Origin of the sequence: Pseudomonas sp. SWI36, assembly GCF_002948105.1 — a bacterium.
Classification (GTDB): Bacteria; Pseudomonadota; Gammaproteobacteria; order Pseudomonadales; family Pseudomonadaceae; genus Aquipseudomonas; species Aquipseudomonas alloputida.
Window position 1 is genome coordinate 379,402 of record NZ_CP026675.1, and the last position, 15,258, is coordinate 394,659.

The 15,258-nt window shown below is 62.0% G+C and carries 13 protein-coding genes; 9 read left to right on the top strand and 4 right to left on the bottom strand.

Annotated features, from left to right (window positions below):
* Positions 1-2 precede the first annotated feature (2 nt).
* Both gcvA and C4Q27_RS02035 read left to right on the top strand, forming a co-directional pair.
* Entirely contained in the window at positions 3-899 is an 897-nt protein-coding gene (gcvA, locus tag C4Q27_RS02030) for a transcriptional regulator GcvA (protein WP_064493173.1), read from the top strand.
* A 179-nt stretch (positions 900-1,078) separates the two neighbouring features.
* Positions 1,079-2,329: an aspartate aminotransferase family protein gene (locus C4Q27_RS02035; RefSeq protein ID WP_064493172.1), complete on the top strand. Its 1,251-nt coding sequence runs from the start codon at positions 1,079-1,081 to the stop codon at positions 2,327-2,329.
* A gap of 3 nt (positions 2,330-2,332) precedes the next feature.
* Here the strand turns inward: C4Q27_RS02035 and C4Q27_RS02040 are convergent, their stop codons facing one another.
* Positions 2,333-2,635, bottom strand: coding sequence for a hypothetical protein (locus C4Q27_RS02040; protein WP_012051778.1), 303 nt, complete (start codon positions 2,633-2,635; stop codon positions 2,333-2,335).
* 211 nt (positions 2,636-2,846) lie between these two features.
* Between C4Q27_RS02040 and C4Q27_RS02045 the strand changes: the two genes are divergently transcribed.
* Both C4Q27_RS02045 and fusA read left to right on the top strand, forming a co-directional pair.
* Entirely contained in the window at positions 2,847-3,272 is a 426-nt protein-coding gene (locus C4Q27_RS02045; RefSeq protein ID WP_104886390.1) for a hypothetical protein, read from the top strand.
* Between the two features lie 73 nt (positions 3,273-3,345).
* Complete coding sequence (gene fusA / locus C4Q27_RS02050) at positions 3,346-5,457, top strand: elongation factor G (RefSeq protein ID WP_064493169.1); 2,112 nt, start codon at positions 3,346-3,348, stop codon at positions 5,455-5,457.
* A 130-nt stretch (positions 5,458-5,587) separates the two neighbouring features.
* On the opposite strand, the gene C4Q27_RS02055 is transcribed toward fusA, so the two are convergent.
* The 3 genes from C4Q27_RS02055 to C4Q27_RS02065 form a co-directional block, all read right to left on the bottom strand.
* A complete protein-coding gene (locus C4Q27_RS02055) occupies positions 5,588-7,030 on the bottom strand; it encodes a SulP family inorganic anion transporter (protein ID WP_104886391.1) in 1,443 nt (480 codons plus the stop codon).
* Positions 7,031-7,113: 83 nt separating this feature from the next.
* On the bottom strand, positions 7,114-8,823 hold the full coding sequence (locus C4Q27_RS02060) for a S8/S53 family peptidase (protein ID WP_012051775.1): 1,710 nt from the start codon (positions 8,821-8,823) through the stop codon (positions 7,114-7,116).
* 53 nt (positions 8,824-8,876) lie between these two features.
* A complete protein-coding gene (locus C4Q27_RS02065) occupies positions 8,877-10,052 on the bottom strand; it encodes a hypothetical protein (RefSeq protein ID WP_020191997.1) in 1,176 nt (391 codons plus the stop codon).
* 125 nt (positions 10,053-10,177) lie between these two features.
* On the opposite strand from C4Q27_RS02065, the gene C4Q27_RS02070 reads away from it, so the two are divergent.
* The 5 genes from C4Q27_RS02070 (at position 10,178) to C4Q27_RS02095 (ending at position 15,195) form a co-directional block, all read left to right on the top strand.
* A complete protein-coding gene (locus tag C4Q27_RS02070; protein WP_177409986.1) occupies positions 10,178-10,942 on the top strand; it encodes a secretin N-terminal domain-containing protein in 765 nt (254 codons plus the stop codon).
* A gap of 490 nt (positions 10,943-11,432) precedes the next feature.
* The gene (gene aceA, locus C4Q27_RS02075) at positions 11,433-12,758 is read left to right on the top strand and encodes an isocitrate lyase (protein WP_010954897.1); all 1,326 of its coding nucleotides are present in this window, start codon (positions 11,433-11,435) and stop codon (positions 12,756-12,758) included.
* 290 nt (positions 12,759-13,048) lie between these two features.
* A complete protein-coding gene (locus C4Q27_RS02085; protein WP_177409987.1) occupies positions 13,049-13,711 on the top strand; it encodes a lysoplasmalogenase in 663 nt (220 codons plus the stop codon).
* Positions 13,712-14,094: 383 nt separating this feature from the next.
* Entirely contained in the window at positions 14,095-14,508 is a 414-nt protein-coding gene (locus C4Q27_RS02090; RefSeq protein WP_003251427.1) for an NADH-quinone oxidoreductase subunit A, read from the top strand.
* A gap of 9 nt (positions 14,509-14,517) precedes the next feature.
* Positions 14,518-15,195, top strand: coding sequence for an NADH-quinone oxidoreductase subunit B family protein (locus C4Q27_RS02095; RefSeq protein ID WP_003251429.1), 678 nt, complete (start codon positions 14,518-14,520; stop codon positions 15,193-15,195).
* Positions 15,196-15,258: the final 63 nt, after the last annotated feature.

Here is a 15,258-nt window from a genome sequence, read left to right on the forward strand (position 1 = left end):
TCATGTCCAAACGCCTGATGCCTTCGACCACCGCCCTTCAGTGCTTCGAAGCGGCCGCTCGCCACCTCAGCTTCACCCGCGCGGCCCAGGAACTGCACCTGACCCAGAGCGCCGTCAGCAAGCAGGTCGCGCAGCTTGAGGACATGCTCTCGCACTCGCTGTTCCAGCGCATTCGCCGGCGCCTGCACCTGACCCCGGCCGGCGCGCTGTACCTCACCGAAGTGAACAAGATCCTCACCCAGATCGACATATCCAGCCGCTACATCCTCAGCTACGGCGACGAAACCGAAGTGCTGCGCATCGCCACCCAGCCGACCTTCGGCGCCCGCTGGCTGGTGCCCAGGCTCAAGGGTTTTGGTGACCGCTACCCACGCATTCACCTGGATGTGCGCAACGAGCTGGAGCCATTCGACCTGGTACAGGCCAAGGCTGACGTCGCCTTTTTCTTCGGCCAGGGCACCTGGCCCGGGGCGACCTGCATCGAGTTGTTCAGCGAAGAAGTGGTGCCGGTGTGCAGCCCGCAGCTGCTGGCCAGCAACCGTTTCGACAGCGCCCAGGCGCTGACTGAGCACCGCCTGTTGCAATGCGTGTCACGGCCGGAGGCCTGGCATGAGTGGTTCCTGGGGCTTGGCTTGCATAGCCAGAACAGCTACCACGGGCCGCGCTTCGACACGTTCTACCTGTGTATCCGCGCGGCCATCTCCGGCTGCGGCATAGCCCTGATTCCCCGCTATCTGGTGGCCGAAGAGCTGAGCGAAGGCAAGCTGGTGGTGGCCTGGGACCACCCTGTGGCAAGCAACGGGAGGCACTTCATCGCGCATGCCGAGCATGCGGCCGAAGTGCCCAAGATCAGGGCCTTCGTGCAGTGGATCCGGGAGCGGGTGGCTGAAGGCGATTGATTTGACCTGCCCCGGCCTCTGGCAGGAGCGGGCTTGCCCGCGAAGAGGCCGGCACAGCCAACCCAAAAAACCGGCTAGATCACGAATCCATGGAATGATCGCAATCGAATAATTCGTTTGCGGAATAACCCGCCGACACGCTTGGATAATAAGAAACTCGAACAAGGTCCGCGTGCCCCATGAACCAGGAAAGTATCAGCCAATCCATTGCCATCGTTCACCCGATCACACTTTCCCATGGCCGTAATGCCGAAGTCTGGGACACTGACGGCAAACGTTACATCGACTTCGTCGGCGGTATCGGCGTGCTCAACCTGGGCCACTGCAACCCCGCTGTGGTCGAGGCCATCCAGGCTCAGGCCACCCGCCTGACCCACTACGCCTTCAACGCGGCCCCTCACGGCCCTTACCTGGCCCTGATGGAGCAACTGAGCCAGTTTGTGCCAGTCAGCTACCCACTGGCCGGCATGCTCACCAACAGCGGCGCGGAAGCGGCGGAAAACGCCCTGAAAGTGGCCCGCGGCGCCACCGGCAAACGCGCCATCATCGCGTTCGACGGAGGCTTCCATGGCCGCACCCTGGCCACCCTGAACCTCAATGGCAAGGTCGCCCCCTACAAGCAGCGGGTCGGCGAACTGCCCGGGCCGGTGTATCACCTGCCCTACCCCAGCGCGGATACCGGAGTTACCTGCGAGCAGGCGCTCAAGGCCATGGACCGCCTGTTCAGCGTCGAGCTGGCCGTGGAGGACGTCGCGGCGTTCATCTTCGAGCCCGTGCAGGGTGAAGGCGGCTTCCTTGCCCTGGACCCGGCCTTCGCCCAGGCCCTGCGCCGCTTCTGCGACGAGCGTGGCATCCTGATCATCATCGACGAGATCCAGTCGGGCTTCGGCCGCACCGGCCAGCGCTTCGCGTTTCCGCGCCTGGGCATCGAGCCTGACCTGCTGTTGCTGGCAAAGAGCATCGCTGGCGGTATGCCGCTGGGTGCAGTGGTCGGGCGCAAGGAATTGATGGCGGCGCTGCCCAAGGGCGGCCTGGGTGGCACCTATTCGGGCAACCCGATTGCCTGTGCGGCGGCCTTGGCCAGCCTGGCGCAGATGACCGACGAAAACCTTGCAACCTGGGGTGAACGGCAGGAACAGGCCATCGTCAGCCGCTATGAGCGCTGGAAGGCTTCGGGCCTGAGCCCGTACATCGGCCGCCTGACCGGCGTGGGCGCCATGCGAGGGATCGAGTTCGCCAATGCCGATGGCAGCCCGGCACCGGCACAGCTGGCCAAGGTGATGGAAGCAGCCCGCGCCAGGGGCCTGCTGCTGATGCCCAGCGGCAAGGCGCGGCACATCATTCGCCTGCTGGCACCGCTGACCATCGAGGCCGAGGTGCTCGAGGAAGGGCTGGATATCCTCGAGCAGTGCCTGGCAGAACTGAACTGAGGCTTACAGGCCGAGTTCTTCCGGGGTAAGCATGTCGGACTCGAAGGCGATCCAGCCGCCTTCCAGTTCGGCATGGCCGTTGACGATCGGGCCGTAATAGGTCAGGCCGTTCTCCAGGGTTACGCAAATGTGCGTGGCCGGTTTCTCAGGGGCCGCGAGCGTACCGACGAAATGCACCTTCTTCAGGGTTTCGGTCACCGCTTCCAGGCCCACGCGCATCTTGGGGTTTTCCGAGGCTTCGGTATCTCCGCCACGGTCTTCGGCGCTGATGGTCACGGTGGCGATGTACGGGTACTTGGTGCTCAAACGGGGTTACCTCGGTGGGTGTATAGGCGTACGGGCGCGTAGAGTACGGCAGGCCGTCTCTGTTGTCTCTACTGGCCTCTTCGCGGGCACGCCCGCTCCCACAGCGATCGCATGTTGCTTGGGGTATGCAGGGCACCTGCAACAGGTGATCTGAATGCCCCGATCTGTTAGGGTGCCCGCCGATGCACGCCACACCACACGAGGATCCCGAGTGAGCGCCGAAGAACCCCTGATCGCCGACCTGTTCGAAGTCGACAAACGCCTGTCCCTCAAGCCCGTCGTGGACTTCAACAGCTACCTGCGCAACGCCTTCGGCGAGGGCCCATGCCGCTGCCACCGCTGCGTAGAAGGTGCCGACCAAAGCACCTACAGCCACGCGCACAACTTCACCTTCGAAGGCCGCCAGTGGCACCGCCGGTTCGCCACTACCGCCGGCAGCGACGTCGCCCAGGTGTTGAAAAAAGCCTGGCTGTCGTACACCAAGGCTGATCTCAACCTGGTCGGCGCGCTGGACCTGACCACCCTCAAGACCTTTACCGAGGCCACCCTGCACACGCGCCTGCTGGCCTTGCTGCCGGCCAGCGGCCTGGCCCGTGAAGTGGATGGCCAGTGGATGCTGCAAGCCCAGGCCGACTGACGGCCCGGTGGCAGGGCAGGATTCCACCGGTCTGCTAACTTGGTGGAATCCGTCCACCCACAGGTAGTCCGCCATGGCCCGCACAACGCCCATCGAGCTGTACCGCAATATCGGCATCGTTGCCCACGTGGATGCCGGCAAGACCACGACCACCGAGCGGATCCTGTTCTACACCGGGGTCAACCACAAGATGGGCGAAGTGCACGATGGCGCGGCGACCATGGACTGGATGGCCCAGGAGCAGGAACGCGGCATCACCATCACCTCGGCGGCGACCACGGCGTTCTGGCAAGGCTCGACCAAGCAGTTCGCCCACAAGTACCGTTTCAACATCATCGACACCCCAGGCCACGTCGATTTCACCATCGAGGTGGAGCGCTCATTGCGCGTGCTCGATGGCGCGGTCGTGGTATTCAGCGGCGCGGACGGCGTCGAGCCGCAGTCCGAGACAGTCTGGCGCCAGGCCAACAAGTATCACGTGCCACGCTTGGCCTACATCAACAAGATGGACCGCCAGGGGGCCGACTTCCTGCGCGTGGTCAAGCAGATCGATCAGCGTCTCGGGCACCACCCGGTACCCATCCAGCTGGCCATCGGCAGCGAAGAAAACTTCATGGGCCAGATCGACCTGGTGAAGATGAAGGCCATCTACTGGAACGATGCCGACCAGGGCACCAGTTACCGCGAAGAAGATATTCCCGCCGATCTGCAGGAGCTTGCCGACGAATGGCGCGCGCACATGATCGAAGCTGCGGCCGAGGCCAATGACGAGCTGACCATGAAGTTTCTCGATGGCGAGGAGCTGAGCATCGAAGAGATCAAGGCCGGGTTGCGCCAGCGCACCATCGCCAACGAAATCGTGCCGACCATCCTCGGCTCATCGTTCAAGAACAAGGGCGTGCCGCTGATGCTCGACGCGGTGATCGACTATCTGCCCGCCCCCTCGGAAATTCCTGCCATCCGCGGCACCGACCCGGATGATGAAGAAAAGCACCTGGAACGCCACGCCGACGACAAAGAGCCGTTCTCGGCACTGGCTTTCAAGATCGCCACCGACCCGTTCGTCGGCACCCTCACCTTCGCCCGCGTTTATTCCGGCGTGCTCAGCTCAGGCAATGCGGTACTCAACTCGGTCAAAGGCAAGAAGGAACGCATCGGCCGCATGGTGCAGATGCATGCCAACCAGCGTGCCGAAATCAAGGACGTGTGTGCCGGCGACATCGCCGCACTGATCGGCATGAAGGACGTGACCACCGGCGATACCCTGTGCGACATGGACAAACCGATCATCCTCGAACGCATGGACTTCCCCGACCCGGTCATTTCCGTCGCAGTAGAGCCGAAAACCAAGGCCGACCAGGAAAAAATGGGCATCGCGCTGGGCAAGCTGGCCCAGGAAGACCCCTCATTCCGGGTGCGTACCGATGAAGAGACTGGCCAGACCATCATCTCGGGCATGGGCGAGCTGCACCTGGATATCATCGTCGACCGCATGCGCCGCGAGTTCAACGTCGAGGCCAACATCGGCAAGCCACAGGTGGCCTACCGCGAGAAAATCCGCAACACCTGCGAGATCGAGGGCCGCTTTGTTCGCCAATCCGGCGGCCGCGGCCAGTACGGCCATTGCTGGATCCGTTTTGCTCCCGGCGATGAAGGCAAAGAAGGCCTGGAGTTCATCAACGAGATTGTCGGCGGCGTGGTACCGCGCGAGTACATTCCGGCCATCCAGAAGGGTATCGAGGAGCAAATGAAGAACGGCGTGCTTGCCGGCTACCCACTGATCAACCTCAAGGCCGCCGTGTTCGACGGCTCGTACCACGATGTCGACTCCAACGAGATGGCCTACAAGATCGCCGCATCAATGGCCACCAAGCAGTTGTCGCAGAAAGGCGGCGCAGTGTTGCTGGAGCCGGTGATGAAGGTAGAGGTGGTGACGCCGGAGGAATATCAGGGCGACATCCTCGGCGACTTGAGCCGACGTCGCGGCATGATCCAGGACGGTGATGAAACACCGGCTGGCAAGGTGATACGTGCCGAAGTGCCGTTGGGTGAAATGTTCGGCTACGCCACCTCGATGCGCTCGATGACCCAGGGCCGGGCCAGCTTCTCGATGGAGTTCACCCGCTATGCCGAGGCCCCGGCGAGCATTGCCGATGGCATCGTCAAGAAGAGCCGCGGGGAGTAAGCGGTTCTCCTGTACCGGCCTCTTCGCGGGTAAACCCGCTCCTACAGGATGGCCGCAGGCCCAAACATTGTGCGCCCCCCTGTAGGAGCGGGTTTACCCGCGAAGAGGCCGGCACAGGCAGCAACAGTTTTCAATGCTGCTCGCCCGCCCGCTTCAACAGCTTCTTGCACCGCTCCGACAAATGCACCACGCGCAAATGCTTGCCCGCCTTGGCATAGCGCTCGCGCAGGGTTTTCAGCGCCGCAACGGCCGAATAATCGACAAAGCTCAAATGCTGGCAATCCAGCGTGACCTGGGCCGGGTCCCCGGCCGTGTCGAACTGGTTGAGGAACGAGGTGGTCGAGGCAAAGAACAGCGTGCCATGCAGTTGATAACGCTTGCCGCCCTCCGCGTCCTCATGGGTGTCGGCATACAGCTCCCGCGCATGCTGCCAGGCAAAGTTAAGCGCCGCGATGATGATACCGAACAGCACTGCCATGGCCAGGTCGGTCAGCACCGTGACCACAGTCACCGCAACGATCGCCAGCACATCATTCACCGGCACCTTGTGCAACACCCGCAACGACGCCCAGGCAAAAGTCTGCTGGGCCACCACGAACATCACCCCAACCAGCGCCGCCAGGGGAATGCGCTCGATCAGCGGCGACAGGAACAGCACGAACAGCAGAATCATTACCCCGGCCACTACCCCCGACAACCGGCCCAGGCCATTGGAGCTGAGGTTGATCACCGTCTGCCCGATCATCGCGCAGCCGCCCATGCCGCCGCACAGGCCCGACACCATGTTCGCAGCGCCCAATGCCACACACTCGCGGTCCGGGAAGCCACGGCTCTCGGTGATCTCATCGGTCAGGTTGAGGGTGAGCAGGGTTTCCAGCAGGCCGACCATGGCCATCAGCACCGCGTAGGGGGCGATGATCTTCAGGGTTTCCAGATTCCAGGGCACATCCGGCAGTGCCAGCCCCGGCAGGCCACCGGCGATATGCGCCATGTCGCCCAGGGTGCGGGTAGGCAGCCCGAGCACGTACACCAGCAGGCCAACACCGAGGATCGCCACCAAGGCCGGCGGCACCGCACGGGTCAGTTTCGGCAGCACATAAACCACCGCCATGGTCAGCGCGACCAGGCCGATCATCAGGTACAGCGGCGTGCCACTGAGCCAGTGTTCGCCGTCCTTGAAATGCTCCAGCTGAGCCATGGCGATGACGATGGCCAGGCCGTTCACGAAGCCAAGCATGACCGGGTATGGCACCAGGCGCACCAGTTTGCCCAGGCGCAGCAGGCCGAACAGGATCATCACCACACCGCCCAGCAGCACCGTGGCCAGCAGGTACTGCACGCCGTGCTGCACCACCAAGGCGACGATCACCACCGCCATCGAGCCGGCAGCGCCTGAGATCATCCCCGGCCGCCCGCCGAACAGCGCCGTCAGGGTACAAATGATGAACGCGCCATACAGGCCCATCAGCGGGTTGAGATGGGCCACCAGGGCAAAGGCGATGCACTCGGGGACCAAGGCGAACGAGGTGGTGAGGCCGGCGAGCAGGTCGGCGCGTAGTCGGGCGGGCTTCATGGGCTTCCTGTGGTGCAGTCCTGACGGACGTTAGAAAAACGAGGGGCGCGATGTTACGGAATTTGTCTGACAGCGGCCACCGCTCAACGCACCCGTTCCAGGCTCTGCACGGCCAGGTCCAGCGCACGCTGCATGTCCAGGCGCGCCGAACGGCCCAGGTCCGGGTCGTTCAGGCGGCCGCCACGCTCTGAGGGCAGGATCGGCGCCGTCAGGTCTTCGGCATCCATCGCTTCAAAATCCTGTTCGGCGCCCAGGGTCAAGGCACTGCGCCGCAACAGCATGCGCACCTGTTCCGGGGTAAGTGCCGGGTTGATCGACAGCATCGTCGCCACAGTGGCAGTCACCAAGGGTGTTGCGTACGACGTGCCGCAATGCGCAGCCTCGGCAGACACCGGGCGTATGCAGGCAGCAGCACTGACATCCACGCGCATGTCGATGTTGGAACTGTGACGCTTGCGCACATGATCGTGGGCTTCAACTGCCGTAGCCTTGCCACTGCGCTGATGCCCGCCCACCACCAGCAATTGTTCGGTGATGAATGACGAAGGCAGGCGATATTCATCGGTCCCCGACCAGGACGCACCATTGCCCGCCGAATTCACCACCACCACATCAGGGTGCTCCTTGCGCAGCCAGAGGAAAAACTCCTCAAGCAACTCCTCGTAGCCACTCATTGCCAGCCCGGAACGCACCAGCGAATCGACCTCATCACCGTTGACATCGCGCGCGCCGACCCGGTGGATGCCCCAGCTCCAGTTCAGCACCCGCACGCCATCTTCGACCAGGTTCACCGAGGCAGCGATGTTGGCGGTGATACCGGCATCCGAGTTGCGCTCTACCACCACCTCGAAGCCAGGGCTGTGCTTGCCCAGCCCCGGCAAAAAGCCCTCACCCTGCGCAGCGAGAATGCCCGCAACATGGCTGCCGTGGCTGGCCGGGCGATCACCGTCGCGAGCGAAGAGGCATGTCTGGCCTCGTTCGCAGCCCCCTCGATAATCGCCGAACCCTGGGGCGTCAAAGTCCACTTCACGCTCGATTACCCCGACCCGCACGGGCTTCACCGGCAAGCCAGAGGCGGCAATCCGGCGCCGGTAGAAATACAGCGCGTCCATGAAGCGATTGGCCGCCCATTCGTCCGCCTGGTCGATGGCCCGGGTGCCGCGCCCATTGCCCTCCTCCCCGCGCTCGGGGGCGGACTCTTCGACAATCACGGCATCCACGCTGACTTCACTGCCCATGCGCAGGACCATCGCATCGCGCTGCACCAGGTTCTTTACCGGCAAGCGCAACTGGTAGACATTCAGCGGCGGTATGGCACCGACAACCTGGGCGCCGTATTTACCGGCGATGCGCCGGGCCTCGCCGAGGCCGTCGTATTTTTCTTCGATCAACAGGCTGACCAGATCGACATAAGTGGTCAGGCCGTCCATGTTCTTCGCCACTTCATCAGGCCCTGCGGCGATCACATGACTGCGCTGGCGGGTCAGCCATACCGGGTTGCTGGTGCGGCCGCCATCGGCCAGCCAGAGCGGGGCGCTGCGCTGGGCTTCTCTCGCCAGTTTCAGCGTCAGCCGGTCACCTTGCCGCCCGACATTGGCTTCTGACAGCCGCACACCGCCCAACCATACCGTTGGCAGGTTTGCCCCGAGCCCCTCGGCACGCAGGCACCATTGCTGCTGGCTATCGCTGAACAAGTCGCCGCAACGCTGCAACTGCTTGATGCGCAGCGTGTCCGCTGCAGCCTGTGCACCCAGACTGCAAAGCCATAACAGCAAGATCAGGACACCGTTCATGCAATCACCCCACGCGCTCCCTGTGAGTGCGACTTACGGGGCACCTCAAAGGTTCACCTGTGGCTGGCAACTGCCTGGTCGCGGGCGAGCCATTCGGCCATGGAAGTATCCTCCAACGCGTACTCGCCACGATTGGCCTTCCATACCAGCTCCTTGTCGCGCAGGGCGTCGAGGGCCTTCTGTACGTTTGCCGTGTTGACGTTGGCTACCGCCTGGGCCTGCTCCAGCTTGCGGCTGACCTCAACCAGGGTTTGCTCGGTAAATGGGGAAAACGGCTGCCGGCCCAGCGTGCGCTCGGCCATGACCGCTAGCACGGCCTGCTGCAACGGCGTAAGTTCGTTCCAAGCGCTTTCGTAGTCACTCCACACCCCGGCTTGATGGTTCAGCGCCCCATTGCGCAGCAGTTCACCCAGGTTGCCCGCCTCACCCAGGCCGACGCTAACTTCGGCCAACAGTTTGTTGAGCATTTCCGGGCGCCGGCCGACCAATTCGAACGCGTATGCCAGGTCCTCTACCTTGAACTGGTTACTGTCGGCCAGGCGACGGTTCCACAAGGCGGTGATGAATTCGACATATTCACGCCCCAGCAACGGAAATGGCGTGATGCTGGCACCAAAGAATGGCTGCTTGCTCTTGAGTACCAGGTTGGCCAGCTTGTCGCGACTAGAGCCCGTGAACACCAGGCGCAAGCCGTCCGGACGGTCGCCACGGTTAAGATGGTCACGCGCGGCTTTCAGCGCGAACATAGCATTGAGGCCATCTTCGCTGTTAAGGGCGTGCTGAGCCTCGTCGATGATCAGCACTACCAGCTGCCCTGACACTTGATGCAACACGGCAAGCGCCTGGGCCAGGGTAGTCCCCGCAGGCAGTTGCGGGCGGGTGAAATCCCAGCTCAGGGTGCGCAGCAGGTTGATCTTGTCGATACCGGCCTTTTTCGCCGTCCTGGCCAGCGCACCTTCGAATCTGGCCAGCGCAGTACCGATGGCGCCACTGATGAGCTGCGCAGGGGCGGCGTCACGATCCGACCACAGGTCGACGTAAACCGGTAGCCAGCCGCGCTGTACGCATTCCGGTATGAAGTCGTTGTTGAGGAAGGTGCTCTTGCCCGTACGCCGGGGCGCGGCCAGGAACATGCCCGAGCTGTAATCGACCAACGACTCGCCGGCCAAGTCTTGGGCCAGTGCGTTGGCCAACTGATTACGGCGTAGGAGCGGGCGAACGGGAGACATGCAATTAACCTCAATTATCTTGCCTACTATAATTTATAGCCTACAAGATAAATCAGGATAATACGACCGACTGCAACCGTGCCTGCGTGATCCAGATCCGGCAAAAAGTCAGCAAATTTGCCATCATGTTGGTTCCACCTGCGGAGATCATGGACATGCCGCTACGCCCCCTTTTCGCCTCCCTGTTGCTGGTCGCCAGCCTCACCGCCCACGCCGCCACCGAGGTGGTGCCACTTCAGCATCGCAGCAGCGCCGAACTGCTGCCCGCCCTGCAGGCTTTCATCGGCAAGGACGGCACGGTCAGCGCCTTCGAGAACAAACTGATCGTCAACGCCAGCCCCGAGCGCATCGACGACCTGCGCGCCCTGCTGCAACAGCTGGACACCGCGCCCAAGCGCCTGCTGATCAGCGTCGACAACAACGACAGCAATTTCCAGGACAACCGCGGCAACGCACGCGTCATTCACTACGGCACCAGCAACCGCGACGGCGGCATGCAGCAGGTACAAGCCAGCGAAGGGCAACCGGCCCTGATCCAGGTGGGCCAGAGCATCCCCATTACCAGCACCAGCACAGACGGCTATGGGCGCATTCAGAGCAACACCGAATACCGCAACGTGACCCAAGGCTTCTACGTAACCCCAAGCCTGAGCGGCGAAACGGTTCGTCTGCAAATAAGCAGCAATAATGACCGTATCAGCCATGAACGTGCAGATGTAGTGAAAGTGCAAAGTACCGACACGACAGTCACTGGCAAGCTCGGCGAGTGGATCACCCTGGCGGGGTTCAACCAGCAGAGCCAAGCCGACCGCAGCGCGTCAAGCCACACGTACAGCACCCAACGGGGTGAAAACATGACATTGCGGGTCAAAGTCGACCTTGTGGACTGATCCCAGGCAATTCAAGGCTTCGACCAAAGGCCTTGAAACTGACTGCCAAGTCGCATTAGACCAAAGATGTAGTAAGGACAAAAAAGCACTACAAAACATTTGACAGGGTCTTTTTCCCAAGGGCATGATGGCCTCGCTCCCGCTAATCAGGGGCCCTGGCAAGGGCCTTCGAGGCGTACTCCTCCCACCCCTGGAGGCGCCTCGTGTCTATACGGCCCACAAGGCGGTTCGACGGGATTGCGACTGCAACGAAGAAGTTGTCCCGAGGGACGGAAGCGCATCACCGCAGTACTGGCAATCGCGTCGCACCGCAGCAAGGCAACCACGAGCCGACCTGCCGGAGCACACCTTCGCCTGGTCTGCCCACCCTTCCCCTTCGAGCCTTCGCGTTCGCCGCCGCATTCCTGCGAACAGGACAGCCGCCAGGCACCTGATCTGCTCCGAGCATCAGCACAATTAACCCAAGATCGATGCGACGAGGTTTATTTCCATGGCACTGACACGCGAACAGCAAATTGCAGCCCTCGAGAAAGACTGGGCCGAAAACCCGCGCTGGAAAGGCGTGACCCGTACCTACACCGCCGCTGATGTCGTTCGCCTGCGTGGCTCCGTGCAACCTGAGCACACCTTTGCCCGTCAGGGTGCAGAAAAACTGTGGAAGCTGGTCACCGAAGGTGCTCACCCGTCCTTCCGCCCCGACAAAGATTTCGTCAACTGCATGGGCGCCCTGACCGGCGGCCAGGCTGTACAACAAGTCAAGGCCGGCATCCAGGCCATCTACCTGTCCGGCTGGCAGGTTGCCGCCGACAACAACTCGGCCGAGTCGATGTACCCTGACCAGTCGCTGTACCCGGTCGACTCGGTACCGACCGTGGTCAAACGCATCAACAACGCGTTCCGCCGCGCCGACCAGATCCAGTGGAAAGCCGGCAAGAACCCGGGCGACGACGGCTACATCGACTACTTCGCGCCCATCGTGGCCGACGCCGAAGCCGGTTTCGGTGGCGTACTGAACGCCTACGAGCTGATGAAGAACATGATCGAAGCAGGCGCCGCCGGCGTGCACTTCGAAGACCAGCTGGCCTCGGTTAAAAAATGCGGCCACATGGGCGGCAAGGTGCTGGTACCGACCCAGGAAGCCGTACAGAAGCTGGTAGCCGCGCGCCTGGCCGCTGACGTGTCGGGTGTACCGACCATCATCCTGGCCCGCACCGATGCCAACGCCGCCGACCTGCTGACCAGCGACTGCGACCCGTACGACCAGCCGTTCGTGGTTGGCGAGCGCACCCGCGAAGGCTTCTACAAGGTCCGCGCCGGCCTCGACCAGGCCATTGCCCGCGGCCTGGCCTACGCCCCGTACGCCGACCTGATCTGGTGCGAAACGGCCAAGCCGGACCTGGACGAAGCCCGCCGTTTCGCCGAGGCGATCAAGAAGGAATACCCGGACCAGATCCTGTCGTACAACTGCTCGCCTTCCTTCAACTGGAAGAAAAACCTGGACGACGCCACCATCGCCAAGTTCCAGCGCGAGCTGTCGGCCATGGGTTACAAGCATCAGTTCATCACCCTGGCCGGCATCCACAACATGTGGCACGGCATGTTCAACCTGGCGCACGACTACGCCCGTAACGACATGACCGCCTACGTGAAGCTGCAGGAGCAGGAATTCGCTGACGCCAGCAAGGGCTACACCTTCGTGGCGCACCAGCAGGAAGTGGGCACCGGCTACTTCGACGACATGACCACCGTGATCCAGGGTGGCGCTTCGTCGGTGACTGCACTGACCGGCTCGACCGAAGAAGAGCAGTTCCACTGATAGTGGGTTGCCGTTGAACAAAGGCCCGGGGCTTGTGAAAGCTCCGGGCCTTTGTTTTTACCCGAGAAAGGGCCGGGCCTGCTGGCCAATTTTCACCAGCCGTTCACCGTTGCCGCCGCTACCGTATTCGCGGGTAAACCCGCTCCTACACTGATCGGGAGGAGACACACATCGGCGATTGGGCGCAGGCCGCTGCAGGAACGGGTTTACCCGCGAAAGGGCCGGCACGGGCCACAGCAAAACCCTGGATCAGGTCTATGCTTGTGGCAGCCCAGCAGCAGGGACCGCCCATGCCTCGTCCAAGCCACCTGATGATTCTCGCCCTGACCGCCGCTGCCCTCTATATATATGCACTGGCCAGCGACAACACCCTGCTCGCCCTGATGGCCAAACCCATCCCGGTGCTGGCCTTGATTGCCTGGCTGCGCAGCACCCCGGTTTCGCCTTATCGCACATGGATCTCGATCGGCCTGGGCTTCTCGGTACTCGGTGACATCCTGCTGGCCATCCCCGCCGACCTGTTCGTGTTCGGCCTGGCCGCCTTCCTTTGCGCCCACCTTGCTTACCTGCGCGGCTATTGCGGCATTACCCTGCGCCCCGCCCTGCCCGCACTGATCTTCAGCGCAATCACTGGCATCGCGCTGCTCGGCGTACTGGCCAGCAACGGACTCGGCCCGCTGCTGATCCCGGTAGCGCTCTACGCCCTGGCTATCAGCGCCATGCTCTGGCGCGCACTGGCCTGCGGGGGATTGGCCGCGCTCGGTGCCGGCCTGTTCGTGTTCTCCGACAGCCTGATCGGCATCGACCGCTTCGTCAGCCCGTTCGCCGCCGCACCGTACCTGATCATCCTCGCCTACTGGCTCGGCCAATGGGCCATCGCTTCATCAGTCGGTCATCGCTCAACCGATAAAGTATTGACCCAGAGCGGTGCGCGCAGGACCGAGAGCTGCTAGAACAAGGGTTTTTTGCAATTGCAAGTAGGGGGAATCGCCAGATGAACTTTACAAGGCGCAGAACAGCGAAATTCGAACGCAGCAGTTCAAATGATATTAATTATCATTACAGGGTTTGCAATTCGTTACCCGCTGCAAGAAACATAATTAACAAAACCGCGCGTAATGCCCGAATCTCAAGGCTCTCAGCCAGTTACGAACGGTTTTTTTACTTAATCCTACGAATAAATTTGCGACAGAAATTTTACTTGCACCAGGTTTACCCATAAAATCAGCGCGATTGATTCGGCTGCGACATTTGGTCACTGCATGTGCGACGCCAAGTCGCCGCTCTACACTTATTTCAGACTGCAGAGCTGGGTCTCTGTATAAGGATCTCTAGCATGTCCGATTCGGCAGGACTCATCGCCCACAACTGGGGCTTTGCCATCTTCCTCCTGGGTGTCGTCGGCCTGTGCGCCTTCATGCTCGGCCTGTCCAGCCTGCTCGGTAGCAAGGCTTGGGGCCGCGCCAAGAACGAACCCTTCGAATCCGGCATGCTGCCCGTCGGCAGCGCTCGCCTGCGCCTGTCCGCCAAATTCTATCTGGTCGCGATGCTGTTCGTGATCTTCGATATCGAAGCCCTCTTTCTCTTTGCATGGTCTGTGTCCGTCCGCGAAAGCGGCTGGACCGGATTCGTCGAAGCACTCGTTTTCATAGCAATTCTGTTGGCAGGTCTTGTCTACCTATGGCGCGTCGGGGCACTTGATTGGGCTCCCGAAGGTCGCCGCAAGCGGCAAGCGAAGCTGAAACAATGAGGCTTTGGCATGCAATACAATCTCACCAGAATCGATCCGGATGCGCCCAACGAGCAGTACCCGGTCGGTGAACGGGAAACCGTCACCGATCAACTGCTGGAGGACCAGGTCCACAAGAACATCTTCATGGGCAAACTTGAAGATGTGCTGCGTGGCGCGGTCAATTGGGGCCGCAAGAACTCCCTCTGGCCGTACAACTTCGGCCTGTCCTGCTGCTACGTGGAAATGACCACGGCCTTCACGGCACCCCACGACATCGCCCGCTTCGGCGCCGAAGTCATCCGGGCCTCGCCGCGTCAGGCCGACTTCATGGTCATTGCCGGTACCTGCTTCGTGAAGATGGCGCCGATCATCCAGCGCCTGTACGAGCAGATGCTCGAACCAAAATGGGTCATTTCCATGGGTTCGTGCGCCAACTCCGGTGGCATGTACGACATCTACTCGGTCGTTCAGGGGGTCGACAAGTTCCTCCCCGTGGACGTCTATGTGCCTGGCTGCCCGCCACGCCCTGAGGCTTTCCTGCAAGGCTTGATGCTGTTGCAGGAGTCGATCGGCCAAGAACGACGCCCGCTTTCCTGGGTTGTTGGTGATCAAGGTATTTACCGTGCCGAGATGCCAGCCCAGAAAGACCTGCGTCGTGAGCAGCGCATTGCAGTAACCAACCTGCGCAGCCCCGACGAAGTCTGATCCAGCGACCTGCCGCCCGCTCCCGAAGGAGCCGGCGGCCTGGCTTCATTCTTAACGTTGACC